Source organism: Marinobacter sp. C2H3 (genome assembly GCF_037080155.1).
GTDB lineage: Bacteria > Pseudomonadota > Gammaproteobacteria > Pseudomonadales > Oleiphilaceae > Marinobacter.
Window position 1 is genome coordinate 416,758 of the sequence record NZ_JBBBNZ010000002.1, and the last position, 12,947, is coordinate 429,704.

Annotated in this window: 7 protein-coding genes and 4 tRNA genes; 1 reads left to right on the forward strand and 10 read right to left on the reverse strand. The window is 61.8% G+C overall.

What is annotated here, in order from left to right; translation table 11 throughout:
* Window positions 1-276 precede the first annotated feature (276 nt).
* A complete protein-coding gene (pulA, locus tag V3388_RS06985; protein ID WP_336366813.1) occupies window positions 277-3,471 on the forward strand; it encodes a pullulanase-type alpha-1,6-glucosidase in 3,195 nt (1,064 codons plus the stop codon).
* 108 nt (window positions 3,472-3,579) lie between these two features.
* On the opposite strand, the gene V3388_RS06990 is transcribed toward pulA, so the two are convergent.
* The 10 genes from V3388_RS06990 to V3388_RS07035 all read right to left on the reverse strand — a co-directional run bounded on the left by V3388_RS06990 (window position 3,580) and on the right by V3388_RS07035 (window position 12,896).
* Complete coding sequence (locus V3388_RS06990) at window positions 3,580-5,421, reverse strand: SurA N-terminal domain-containing protein (protein WP_336366814.1); 1,842 nt, start codon at window positions 5,419-5,421, stop codon at window positions 3,580-3,582.
* A 185-nt stretch (window positions 5,422-5,606) separates the two neighbouring features.
* Entirely contained in the window at window positions 5,607-5,879 is a 273-nt protein-coding gene (locus V3388_RS06995; RefSeq protein ID WP_336366815.1) for an HU family DNA-binding protein, read from the reverse strand.
* 255 nt (window positions 5,880-6,134) lie between these two features.
* A complete protein-coding gene (gene lon / locus V3388_RS07000) occupies window positions 6,135-8,552 on the reverse strand; it encodes an endopeptidase La (protein WP_336366816.1) in 2,418 nt (805 codons plus the stop codon).
* A 180-nt stretch (window positions 8,553-8,732) separates the two neighbouring features.
* Complete coding sequence (gene clpX / locus V3388_RS07005; protein ID WP_336366817.1) at window positions 8,733-10,016, reverse strand: ATP-dependent Clp protease ATP-binding subunit ClpX; 1,284 nt, start codon at window positions 10,014-10,016, stop codon at window positions 8,733-8,735.
* Window positions 10,017-10,093: 77 nt separating this feature from the next.
* Window positions 10,094-10,729: an ATP-dependent Clp endopeptidase proteolytic subunit ClpP gene (gene clpP / locus V3388_RS07010; protein WP_336366818.1), complete on the reverse strand. Its 636-nt coding sequence runs from the start codon at window positions 10,727-10,729 to the stop codon at window positions 10,094-10,096.
* A gap of 179 nt (window positions 10,730-10,908) precedes the next feature.
* Window positions 10,909-12,213 (reverse strand): trigger factor, encoded by a 1,305-nt coding sequence (gene tig, locus V3388_RS07015; RefSeq protein WP_336366819.1) that lies wholly within the window; start codon window positions 12,211-12,213, stop codon window positions 10,909-10,911.
* Between the two features lie 158 nt (window positions 12,214-12,371).
* A tRNA-Leu gene (locus tag V3388_RS07020) sits at window positions 12,372-12,456 on the reverse strand.
* Between the two features lie 63 nt (window positions 12,457-12,519).
* A tRNA-His gene (locus V3388_RS07025) sits at window positions 12,520-12,595 on the reverse strand.
* A gap of 115 nt (window positions 12,596-12,710) precedes the next feature.
* Window positions 12,711-12,787 (reverse strand) — tRNA-Arg (locus tag V3388_RS07030).
* 32 nt (window positions 12,788-12,819) lie between these two features.
* A tRNA-Pro gene (locus V3388_RS07035) sits at window positions 12,820-12,896 on the reverse strand.
* Between the last annotated feature and the right edge of the window lie 51 nt (window positions 12,897-12,947).

Sequence of the window (12,947 nt, forward strand, 5' to 3'; positions counted from 1 at the left end):
TAACACACTCTCTCGTTGGACCTCTTGGGCCGGCCTTTGCCGGCCCTTTTTTTTGGGCCGGGGATCCTCCCCATTCGCCCCACCCCGCTCCTGCCACGAACGCCCGGGCCGCTTCGCTACCACCCTCGCTTATGGCGTCATACGCCCCGCTCCAGACACTGACTACGCCCAAAAAAACCTCACCAGGAAGGATGTTCGCGGCCGCCGCCACGGGGACCATGAACCTGCCCCCGAGGCACAAACAACAACAACCCGAGGAAAGAAAGGATGTTTCCCATGCCTGAACGACATCGCGTTCCGGGCGGCTGGGCCCTGGCCCTCCCGCTCGCCCTGACCATCTCGCTCACCCTGGCCGGCTGCAATTCCGGCGGCGGCACTGCGACCACGGACACCCGCGCCAGCCCACCAGATACCCCCCAGGCCGAATCCCTGCTGGAACCCGGCCCGGACGAAGCCCTGCTTTACTACAAACGCCCTGACGGCCAATACGACGGCTGGGGACTGCACCTTTGGAACGATACCGCCGGTGGCTGCGACGGCCTGGCCGACAATGTCCCCACTGACTGGGGCGCACCCCGGCAACCGGACGGCATCAGCGCCACCTACGGCGCCTACTACCGCATTCCCATGCGCGAGGCTGGCGACTGCTTGAACTTCATCGTCCACCAGGGCGACACCAAGGACATCGGTGGTACCGATCACCGCTGGTCGTTCGATGCCCTCGGCCAGCGGCTGTTCACCCTGAGCGGCAGCGCCGACCTGTCCACGACCCCACTGCAGGCGGAGGCCGTCACCATTACCGGTGCCAGCGCCCACTGGCTGGACGCCACCACGCTGGTATTCAAGGACACCGGCAACCTCAGCCGTGTGGAGCTGCGCTATGACCCGGGTGCCAATATCCGCATCGACGTTACAGGCCAGGTGTCCGGCGGCCAGACGCTCGCCCTGAGCCGGACCACGCTGCCCACAGAGCTGGCCAGCCGATTCCCCCACCTGGCCGGCTGGGACGCCTACACCGTGGAGGCGGATACGGCCACCATAAAACAGGCGCTGAAGGGCCAGCTGGTGGCCCTGGCGTTTAATGGCGCCGGCGAACTGGTCACCGCCACCCAGGTTCAGATTCCCGGCGTACTGGACGACCTCTACGCCTACAGCGGCGATCTCGGCGCCACCGTCGACGGCGCCGACGTGCGTTTTGCGGTCTGGGCGCCTACCGCCCAGCGGGTGCGGCTGCACGCGTTTGACCAGGCCACCCACGCGCCCCTGCCCGGCTTCCCGGTCACCATGACCCAGGATCAGGGCGTCTGGCGCTACACCGGCAGCCGCGCGGAGCTTGACCGCCAGTACTATCAGTACGAGGTTACCGCCTATCACCCGGAAACCGGCCGGGTGGAAACCGCCATGGCGTCGGACCCGTATGCCCTCAGCCTGTCCACCAACGGCCAGTATGTTCAGGTGGTCAACCTGGACGACAACGACCTGAAGCCGTCTGGCTGGGACACCCTGACGCCCCCAAGCGTTGCGGCGTCGGAAGACGTGGTGGTGTATGAAACCCACATCCGGGATTTCAGCGCCGGCGACACGACGGTGCCGGCAGAACAGCGAGGCAAGTACGAAGCCTTCACACTGCCCGCCGACGGCTCGGTGAACAGCGTTGCCCACTTGAAGGCCCTGGCCGACGCCGGCGTTACCCACCTGCACCTGCTACCCGCCTTTGACATAGCCACTATCAATGAAGATCCGGCCCAGCGGGTGGACCTGGACGACCCGTTCTCAAGGCTGTGCGCCCTGTCGGACGCCGCCGCCGAAGCCTATGCGGACCAGTGCAGCAGCAGTGACACGATACGCAGCGTACTGACCAGCTACGATCCCCTGAGCGGCGATGCCCAGGCCCTGTACAGCACCTTCCGAAGCCTGGACAGCTTCAACTGGGGCTACGACCCGGTGCACTACACCGTGCCCGAAGGCAGCTACGCCAGTGACGCGGACGGCGCCGCCCGCATCCTGGAATTCCGGGACATGGTCAAAGGCCTGACCGGGCTCGGCCTGAACGTCGTGATGGACGTGGTCTACAACCACACCAACGCGTCCGGGCTGGCGGACCGGTCCGTGCTCGACAAGATCGTGCCGGGCTACTACCACCGTCTGAATCCGGAAACCGGGGCGGTGGAGCAATCCACCTGCTGCGAGAACACCGCCTCGGAGCACGCCATGATGGAAAAGCTGATGATCGATTCCCTGGTGACCTGGGCCCGCGCCTACAAGATCTCCGGATTCCGCTTTGACCTGATGGGCCACCACATGCTGGGCAACATGGAGAAGGCCCTGGCCGCTGTACAGGCGATTGACCCGGACACGTATTTCTATGGGGAGGGCTGGAACTTCGGCGAAGTCGCAGACAATGCTCGGGGCGTGAACGCCGTCCAGGCCAACCTGGCAGGGACCGGCATCGGCTCGTTCAACGACCGACTCCGGGACGCTGTCCGCGGGGGCAGCCCCTTCGACAGTGAAGACACCATCCGCCGCACCCAGGGTTTTGCCAGCGGCCTTTACACCGCGCCGAACGATCTGAACAGCGGCTCCGCCGACGAACTCAACACCCTGCTGACCCAGGCCGACTGGATTCGCGTGGGTATCGCCGGCGGTCTGAAAGACTACACGTTCACCACGGCCGACGGCACGGTGACGCGGGCGTCCGATATTGATTACAACGGCCAGGCGGCTGGCTACACGGCGGATCCCCAGGAACTGATCAATTACGTGTCCAAGCACGACAACCAGACCCTGTGGGACAACAACCAGTACAAGGCGCCCTACACGGATACGGTCATGGTGCGTGCCCAGCGGCAGGTGGTCGCGCTGGCCATTCCGCTGCTGAGTCAAGGTGTGCCGTTCCTGCAGATGGGATCCGAACTCCTGCGCTCCAAATCCATGGAGCGGGACAGCTACGATTCCGGAGACTGGTTCAACGCCGTTGATTTCAGCGCCCAGGGCAGCGCCTGGAACCGCGGCCTGCCCCGGCAGGATAAGGACGGCGCCAACTGGCCGCTGATCGAATCGGTGATTACGTCCAGTGCCGGCAGCGCCGATCCGACGCCGGCTGCCATTGCCTACACCGTTGACCAGGTCTCCGCCCTTCTCGCGTTGCGCCACGAAAGCCCGCTGTTCCGGCTACAGACCGCCCAGGCGGTGGAAGATCGCCTGACGTTCCTGAACACCGGGCCCGGGCAGATTCCCGGCGTAATCGCCTTCCACCTCCAGGACGGTGACGGCGTATCGCTCGCGGATCTGGATGGCGCCCGAAGCGATCTGGTGGTGGTCATCAATGGCTCGCCTGCGCCCCAGACACTGTCCCACGGTCTGGCCGGCACACCCACCGTCGCCCTGGACACCTCACCGGGCTCAAGCGCCGGGGCAACCGGTACCGAGGTGACGGTACCGGGCCTATCCGTCGCCGTATTCAGCCTCTGAGGCGCACCACAGGGACCCGACGTCATAAAACCCGACGTCAAAAAAAAGGAGCCATCACTGGCTCCCTTTCTTCTCCTGCGCGGTGTGCCCCGTTTGGGCAGCGCCCTCTCAGTTCCGCTCGACCTGGGCCTGGTCACGGAGGTACTGCTGGTACGCGGTATACTCCCGCTGGCCTTCCAGGCGCGCCAGGAAATCATACAGCCGCTTGTAATCCTCGCTGTCCTTGTCGACCTTGCCCGGGGTGACCTTGGTCAGCTCGACCACACGGGCCTCGTCATCGGCAACGGCCTTGCCATACACCGGCTGACCCGCCTCCGGGCGGCCGAGGGAAAACACGGTCTGGACCACCGGTGTCGGGATGTCCGCGCCATTGCGGCCTTGATCGCTGTAGCTGGCCCAGTCTCCCTCGACAGATTTTCCATCTTTCAGGGAGGCAATAACGCTATCTGCCCGGCTGGCCAGGGCCTCACGGGTCTTCTCGAGGGTCAGGCGGTCACGGATGTCGGCGCTGACTTCATCCAGAGAGCGCTGACGCTCTTCCCGGTGATCCCGCACCCGGGCGACCACCGCGAGGTTGTCACCCACGTCCACCAGCTCAGTGTTGTAGCCGCCATTGAGCACGTCGTCGGAGAACAGCTGGCGCACCAGCCCCGGATGATCAAACGGCGCGGGGCCGCCGTCCCGAGTGATGTTCTTGACCTCTCGAACTTCCAGGCCCATCTCCTTGGCTGGCGTGGCGAGATCGTCCGCCGCGTAGGCGGAATCCGCGAGCTTGGAGCGGACTTCGGCAAACTTCTCGGCCGCTTTTTTGCCGGCAATCTCGGCCCGCAGCTGGTCCTTCATTTCGTCAAGGGACGGCGCATCTTTGCGGCGAATGTCTTCCAGCTTGATCAGGTGCACACCAAACTGGGTTTTGACCGGCCCGGACACCTCGCCTTCCTTCAGCCCGAACAGGGCGTTCTCGAAGTCCTGGTCGTACACGCCGCGGCCAGCGTAACCCAGCTCCCCGCCCTTGTCGGCGGTGGCGGTATCAATGGAGTATTCCTTCGCCAGATCGCCAAAGGACTCGCCGTCCGCAAGGCGCTTCTGAATGGTCTTTATGGTGTCCTCAGCGTCCGGGCCATCGTTGATCAGGATGTGAGCGGCGCGACGCTCCTCCTGGACCAGGCTGCTTTTCTTCTGCTCATAGGCGGCTTTCACCTCGTCGTCCGATACGTCCACCGTGTCCGCCAGAGCGCCGACAGAGAGGGCAATGTAAGCGGCATCCACCTGCTCGGGCTGCATGAACTGATCGGTGTGGTCCTGGTAGTACGCCTTGATGTCCTCGTCCGTCACCGACACGTTATCCACCACCGCAGACGCCGGGATAGTCAGCACCCGGAAGTCCCGGGTCTGGTTCTGGATCTGCAACAGCTCGGTGGCGTTAGCCTCGGTGGCCATGCCACTCTGGCCGATGCCGGCCCGAATCTGGTTGACGACGTACTGCTTGCGCAGCATGCCTCGAAATTCGCCCACGCCCATGCCCATGTTGCGGACCGTGGCGACAAACCGGTCGGCGTTAAACTTGCCGTCGTCCTGGAACTGGGGCATCTGGGTGATCAGGGCGTCGATATCGGCATCGGACAGTTGCAGGCCCTGGGCCTCGGCGTCCTGCTTCAGGGTGGCCTCTCGGACCATCTGCTCCAGCACGTCCTTGCGGATCTGGTCTTCGTTCAGCATGGAGGGATCCGCGTTCTCCATCTGGGCGAGGCGCCGCTGTTTCTCCAGCTGAACCGCCCGGAGGTAGTCCTGCTCGGTAATGGGCTGGTCGTTGACGGTAGCCACTTCCGGCTCACTGGAAAAGCCGCCGATGATCGCGTCGATTCCCCAGACGGCAAAGACAATAACCAGCAGGCCGATGATGATCTTGCCGATGGTCCCCTGGGCGTTTTCCCGAATATCTTGAAGCATGGTTCGTCCGAATCCCTGTCAAGGTCGTGCGGTGTTGCGTGGACTGGTAATGGTGCTGGAGCGAAGGTGCTTTACGTCACCGGCGCCGTGCGCCCCGCGTAACGTAAAAAGGCGCACCCTGCCGGAATGCGCCTTCAATTCTTCTCGGCGGCCTGCGTTCGGGCAGTCCGCCTCAGAAAGAACCGTTACTTGACGGCGTCTTTCAGGGCCTTGCCTGCTTTGAAACCAGGCACTTTGGAGGCCGGAATCTTGATTTCCGCGCCAGTCTGCGGGTTACGGCCGGTGCGGGCGGCACGCTCTTTGACCGCGAAAGTGCCAAAGCCGATCAGGGTGACTTGATCGCCTTTTTTCAGGGCGCCGGTAATGGAGTTCGTCATGGCATCCAGAGCGCGGCCAGCGGCGGCTTTGGAGATATCAGCAGACTCTGCAATTGCATCGATAAGTTCGGACTTGTTCACACTAAACCCCTTCGATTTCAGGTTGAAGATGTTATAGGTTGGTTTTTCGCGGACGTTCTCGACTATCGCATAAGCGTTCCGAGAATTCCATTCTTCTGTCTTCTTATTCCTTTCCGCTGTTAACGGGTGATCCAGCGGCTGTTAACCGGCGATCGGAATAGGTTCGTACGGCGCGGGAGCCCTTGGTACAGGCTGCTTCACGGCGAAACAGTTATACCAACGGGCTCTCCGGCGTGTCAACAACTCAACGGGTCATTAGTGGGTATTTATGCGTTCTGCCCCATCGGCGTCCTCATCCCGGGTCTTCCCCGGTCCGGGTTCGCCGGAGGACACATCGGCCAGGGGCTCCGGCTGATACGCCAGGGCCAGGTCCAGAACCTCATCAATCCACTTGACCGGGCGGATCTCCAGTGATGCCTTGATGTTCTCCGGTATCTCTTTGAGATCACGGACGTTTTCATCAGGAATCAGCACGGTTTTGATGCCCCCACGGTGGGCCGCCAGCAGCTTCTCCTTGAGACCACCAATGGCGAGCACCCGGCCCCGAAGGGTGATTTCCCCGGTCATGGCAACGTCCGCCCGGACCGGAACCCGGGTCAGCGCCGACACCAGCGCCGTGCACATACCAATGCCCGCGCTCGGGCCATCCTTGGGGGTGGCCCCTTCCGGCACGTGGATGTGCAGGTCGTGCTTTTCGTGGAAATCGTTGGGAATGCCCAGCCCCGCTGCGCGGCTGCGAACCACCGTCAGCGCCGTCTGGATGGACTCCTGCATGACATCGCCGAGGGAGCCGGTCTTGACGACGCGGCCCTTGCCCGGGGTCAGCGCGCACTCGATGGTCAGCAGCTCGCCCCCCACCTGGGTCCACGCCAGCCCGGTCACCTGGCCGATCTGGTCGCTCTCCTCCGCCAGGCCGTATTTGAACTTCTTGACCCCGGAGTAGTCCTCGAGCATGTCCGGGGTCAGGGTAACGGACGCCTTCTCACCCGCCTCAACGTGCTCGCGGACCACCTTACGGCAGATCTTGGCAATTTCCCGCTCGAGACCACGCACGCCCGCTTCCCGGGTATAGTAGCGGATCAGATCGCGAACCGTTTCTTCGGGGATCTTCAGCTCGCCCTTGCGCAGGCCGTTGGCCTTGAGCTGCTTCGGCAGCAGGTAGCGCAGGGCGATGTTGACCTTCTCCTCCTCGGTGTAGCCCGGAATGCGGATGATTTCCATCCGGTCCAGCAGCGCCTGGGGAATGTCCATGGAGTTGGACGTGCACACGAACATCACATCGGACAGGTCGTAGTCGACCTCCAGGTAATGGTCGTTGAAGGTGTGGTTCTGTTCTGGATCCAACACCTCCAGCAAGGCCGACGCCGGATCACCGCGATGGTCCATGCCCATCTTGTCGATTTCGTCGAACAGGAACAGCGGGTTCTTAACCCCCACCTTTGACAGCTTCTGCAGAAGCTTGCCCGGCAGCGCGCCAATGTAGGTCTTGCGATGACCGCGAATCTCCGCTTCGTCCCGTACGCCGCCGAGGGCCATGCGGGTGTACTTGCGGTTGGTGGCCTTGGCGATGGACTGCCCCAGGGACGTCTTGCCCACACCCGGCGGTCCTACCAGACACAGCACCGGGCCTTTCACCTTCTTGACCCGGCTCTGGACCGCGAGGTATTCCAGAATGCGCTTTTTTACCTCGTCCAGCCCGTAGTGGTCCTGGTCCAGGATTTCCCGGGCTTTCTCGATGTCGTGGCGGACACGGCTGCGCTTCTTCCAGGGCACCGCCAGCATCCAGTCGATGTAGCCACGGACCACGGTGGCTTCCGCAGACATCGGCGACATCATCTTCAGTTTGTTCAGCTCCGCCTCGGTCTTCTTGCGGGCTTCTTCCGGCAGGCCGGCTTCCTCAAGCTTTTTCTCGAGCTCTTCGAAATCACCGCCGCCCTCCCCGAGCTGGCCCATTTCCTTCTGGATGGCCTTCATCTGCTCGTTGAGGTAGTACTCGCGCTGGCTGCGCTCCATCTGCTTCTTGACCCGGCCGCGGATGCGCTTTTCCACCTCGATCAGATCAATCTCACTGTCCAGCTTGCCCAGCAACAGCTCCACGCGCTGGCGAACGTCCAGCGCTTCCAGCAGTTCCTGCTTCTCCGGCACCTGCATGTCGAGATGGGCGGCCATGGTGTCCGCCAGCCGGTCCAGCTGTTCGATGCCGGTCAGCGCATTGGAGACTTCCGACGGCACTTTCTTGGACAGCTTGACGAACTTCTCGAATTCGTCCATCAGCGTCTTCACCAGAACGGTCTCTTCACGTTCTGGCAGCGCATCCTCGTCAAGAACCACCGCGTGACCGGACAGGTAATCCCCCTCCGCCATACCGGTGATGGACGCTCGCGCATTGCCCTCCACCAGCACCTTCACGGTGCCGTCCGGAAGGCGGAGCATCTGCAGAACGGTGGCCAGGGTGCCCATGTCGAACAGGTCGTCGGGCTGGGGCTCGTCGGTGGAGGCATCCCGTTGCGCCACCAGGAGGATTTCCTTGCTGCCCTCCATGGCGGCCTCGAGTGCCTGGATCGACTTCTCACGGCCAACGAACAGCGGAACCACCATGTGCGGAAACACCACGACATCCCGCAGCGGGAGCATCGGGTATTCGTGCGTGGTTTCTTCGGGTTTAAGGGTCATAGGAATTCCTCTGACGATGTTTCTTTGAGCATAACACCCTTCATTGGGGCGCCCAGCATAATTGCAATTGCCCAGCGGCGAATGACCCGCCCGGCCCTGGAAAAACATCCGGGCAAGAAAAAGGGGCGTTGCCGCCCCTCGTTCACCTTCACGCTCCGGGCTGGCCGGCACCGGGGACGGTCAGTCCTCGGGCACCGCCTTGGCGTGGTCGGAACTGGCGTAGATCTTGAACGGCTCGGAGTCGCCCTTGATCACGCTTTCATCAATAACCACCTTGGAGATGTCGTGCTCGGACGGGATCTGATACATGGTGTCGAGCAGGGTCGCCTCCATGATCGACCGCAGCCCCCGGGCACCGGTCTTCCGCTCCATCGCCTTGCGCGCAACCGCTCGCAGAGCGTCTTCCCGGAAGTCCAGCTCGACGCCTTCCATATCAAACAGCTTCTGGTACTGCTTGGTCAGGGCGTTCTTGGGCTGGGTCAGGATCTGGATCAGCGCTTCCTCGTCCAGCTCGGTGAGGGTCGCGATCACGGGCAGCCGGCCGACGAACTCGGGAATCAGGCCAAACTTGACCAGATCCTCGGTTTCCACGTCCTTGATGATGTCGCCGGTACGCTTGCTGTCGTCCTGGCTCTTGACCGTCGCCGAGAAGCCAATGGAACTGCGCTCGGACCGGTGTTGAATCACCTTCTCCAGACCGGCAAAAGCGCCACCACAGATAAACAGCATGTTGGTGGTGTCCACCTGCAGGAATTCCTGCTGCGGGTGTTTACGACCACCCTGGGGCGGAACCGACGCCACCGTGCCTTCAATCAGTTTGAGCAGCGCCTGCTGCACGCCCTCGCCCGACACGTCCCGGGTGATGGAGGGGTTGTCCGACTTTCGGGAGATCTTATCGATCTCGTCGATGTAAACAATGCCGCGCTGGGCCTTGTCGACGTCGTAGTCGCACTTCTGCAGCAGTTTCTGGATGATGTTCTCAACGTCCTCACCCACGTAACCGGCTTCGGTCAGGGTGGTGGCATCGGCGATGGTGAATGGCACGTTCAGCATCCGCGCCAGGGTCTCGGCCAGCAGCGTCTTGCCGCTGCCGGTGGGACCAATCAGCAGGATGTTGCTCTTGCCCAGCTCCACGTCGCTCTTGCCTTCGCCGTAGCGAAGACGCTTGTAATGGTTGTAGACCGCCACCGACAGCACCACTTTGGCACGATCCTGGCCGATGACGTACTCGTCCAAGGTATGGCGAATCTCGGCAGGGGTCGGCAGGCGGTCACCAGCATCTTCCTGTGCGCTTTCCTGAATCTCTTCCCGGATGATGTCGTTGCACAGGTCCACGCACTCGTCGCAGATGAACACCGAGGGCCCTGCAATGAGCTTACGGACTTCATGCTGGCTCTTTCCACAAAACGAGCAGTAGAGCAACTTGCCGTTATCGTCGCTCCTGCCGTTTCTTTCATCTGCCATTGAATTACCTCTGTTCGATAGCCGCCGACGTTACTGCCAGTCATACGTCGGCAAAGAATGATGCGATGACTTCAGTATTATGTATTCGCCGCGCGCTTATCAAGTACGGTATCGATCAGGCCATAGGCCTTGGCCTGCTCCGGATCCATGAAATTGTCGCGATCGGTATCCCGGGCGATGGTTTCGATATCCTGGCCGGTATGATGGGCCAGCAGCGAGTTCAGGGTGTTCCGGATCTTCAGAATCTCACGGGTATGAATTTCGATATCCGCAGCCTGGCCCTGGTAGCCACCCAGCGGTTGGTGAATCATCACCCGCGAGTGCGGCAGGCAGGCCCGCTTGCCCTCGGCGCCGCCGGCCAGCAGGAACGCGCCCATGCTTGCCGCCTGGCCCACGCACAGAGTCGCCACATCGGGCTTGATGAACTGCATGGTGTCGTAGATGGACATACCCGCGGACACGGAGCCACCCGGACTGTTGATGTACAGGTGGATGTCCTTGTCCGGGTTCTCGGACTCGAGGAACAGAAGCTGGGCCACAATCAGGTTTGCCATGTGGTCCTCAACCGGACCCACCATGAAAATCACCCGCTCTTTCAGCAGACGGGAATAGATATCAAAGGAACGCTCACCACGAGCGGTCTGCTCGATCACCATCGGCACCAGGCCGGAATTGGTTACCATCGCGGGGCCATCAATGGGTTTGTGCGTCATCGGCGCCTGAACTCCTTATGGACAATGGGTGTGGCGTGTGCGGCCACGGTTATCGGGCATTTACGCCTTCGTATGCTGCCCATACTGTGCCACCAGTCTGCCCAGATGAAAACAGCCGGACGTGCCGGCTGTTGTTCAGGCCGGCCCTGGGGGCCGGCGTACCGGGCGAGCTACCGGACTCAGCGCTGGGGCTGGCCGGCGGCTACCGCCTCTTCGTACTTCATTTTCTTCTCGGTGACCTTGGCCTGGGCCAGCACGTGGTCAACCACGGCGTCTTCCAGGACCGAGGACTCCACCTGGGCCTTCTGGTCCGGGTTGCTGCTGAAGTGGGCAATGACCTCATCCGGTTGCTCGTAGGTAGACGCGATCTCCTGGATCTTCTCATCCACCTTGGCAGGCTCGGCCTTCAGATCGTTCTGCTTGACCACTTCCTGGAACAGCAGGCCGGTCTTCACACGGCGGCTGGCCTGCTCTTCGAAGATTTCCTTGGGCAGCTGCTTGAAGTCGACCTGGCCACCAAAGCGCTGAACGGCGTCCTGACGGAGACGATCAATCTCCTGGTCCACCAGGGAGGCCGGAACGTCCAGCTCGGTGTTGGCCAGCAGGCCATCAACCACGTCGTTCTTGAGCTTGTTGGACACCGCCTGCTTGAGCTCACGCTCCATGTTCTTCTTCACTTCCTCGCGGAAGCCGGCTTCGTCTTCGGCCTCAATGCCAAACTTCTGGAAGAACTCGGCGTCGAGCTCCGGCAGCTGGGGCTCTTCCACTTTGTGGATGGTGATCTTGAAGGTGGCGGGTTTACCGGCCAGCTCTTCGTTGTGGTAGTCCTCGGGGAACGTGACCTCGATCTCCAGCTCTTCACCGGCCTTGCCGCCAACAATGCCCTTCTCGAAGCCCGGGATCATCTGCCCGGAACCCAGGGTCAGGCGCTGCTCTTTGGCAGAACCGCCCTCGAACGCTTCGCCGTCGACAAAGCCGTCGAAATCGATGGTGACGACGTCCTTGTTCTTGGACTTGCGCTTGACTTCCTTCATGGTCGCCTGCTGGCGGCGAAGGTTGTCAATCATGGTGTCGATGTCTTTGTCGGTGACGTCGGACACCGGCTTTTCAATGGTGATCTTGCTCAGGTCGCCCAGCTCGATCTCCGGCAGCACTTCGAAGGTGGCCACGAACTCCAGGTCCTTGCCCTCTTCCATGGTCTTCGGCTCAAAGCTCGGCCAGCCGGCCGGATTGATGTCCTGCTCCTGCAATGCCTTGATGTAGTGGTCACGCATGACCTCACCCACGATTTCCTGACGGATGCTGTCACCGAAACGACGCTTGACCACGCTCAGCGGCACCTTGCCAGGACGGAAGCCGTTCAGCCGGATGGTCCGGGCGGTTTCCTGCAGGCGTTTCTGGACCGCCTGGTCGATTTCCTGGGCGGGCACACCAATCGTCATGCGACGCTCGATGTTGGAGGTCGTTTCAACGGACACTTGCATGGATGATCCTCAAATTACAGGTTCGGTATGTGGATGAAATCGTTACCAGTCTCCGGCCCGCTCGGCCACGCGAGGCGAGGGCGGAAAATTAAAAGCCGGTAGTTTATCACGCTTTGTGGGGTCGAGAGAATCATCTTCAGGACTGGCGAGGGAGGAAATGGTGCGAGAGGAGAGACTCGAACTCTCACGGGTTGCCCCACTGGAACCTAAATCCAGCGCGTCTACCAGTTCCGCCACTCTCGCGGGCAATCAGATAACGTTCTGCAGCACCTGATGAACAGGCCGGCCAACGCTGGAAGGGAAAAATGGGGTGGACGAAGGGGTTCGAACCCTCGACCGCAGGAGTCACAATCCTGAGCTCTACCAACTGAGCTACGTCCACCATATCTGGCTCGCACCGGTCGGTGCGCGGCCTCGTACCGCCGCGATGCGACGACTGGCCGGTACTGCGTTCACTTTGCCAAGAGCGGTGGCCCGACATGCCCTGACCGGCGATTTGGCGCGCCCGGCAGGACTCGAACCTGCGACCCACGGCTTAGAAGGCCGTTGCTCTATCCAGCTGAGCTACGGGCGCCCGACAGATCGCCCAGCTGCTATCCAGAGAGATGGTCGGGGTAGAGAGATTCGAACTCCCGACATCCTGCTCCCAAAGCAGGCGCGCTACCAGACTGCGCTATACCCCGCTCACTGAACAACAAGTGCCTCAGCAAAGTTGGCGCGCATATTACCGGCGC

What these genes read in the sequence shown, in the direction of transcription:
- pulA (WP_336366813.1), top strand. Translation starts at nt 277, where the DNA reads ATGCCTGAACGACATCGCGTTCCGGGCGGCTGGGCCCTGGCCCTCCCG.
- V3388_RS06990 (WP_336366814.1), bottom strand. Translation starts at nt 5,421, where the DNA reads ATGCTTCAAGATATTCGGGAAAACGCCCAGGGGACCATCGGCAAGATC.
- lon (WP_336366816.1), bottom strand. Translation starts at nt 8,552, where the DNA reads ATGACCCTTAAACCCGAAGAAACCACGCACGAATACCCGATGCTCCCG.
- clpX (WP_336366817.1), bottom strand. Translation starts at nt 10,016, where the DNA reads ATGGCAGATGAAAGAAACGGCAGGAGCGACGATAACGGCAAGTTGCTC.
- clpP (WP_336366818.1), bottom strand. Translation starts at nt 10,729, where the DNA reads ATGACGCACAAACCCATTGATGGCCCCGCGATGGTAACCAATTCCGGC.
- tig (WP_336366819.1), bottom strand. Translation starts at nt 12,213, where the DNA reads ATGCAAGTGTCCGTTGAAACGACCTCCAACATCGAGCGTCGCATGACG.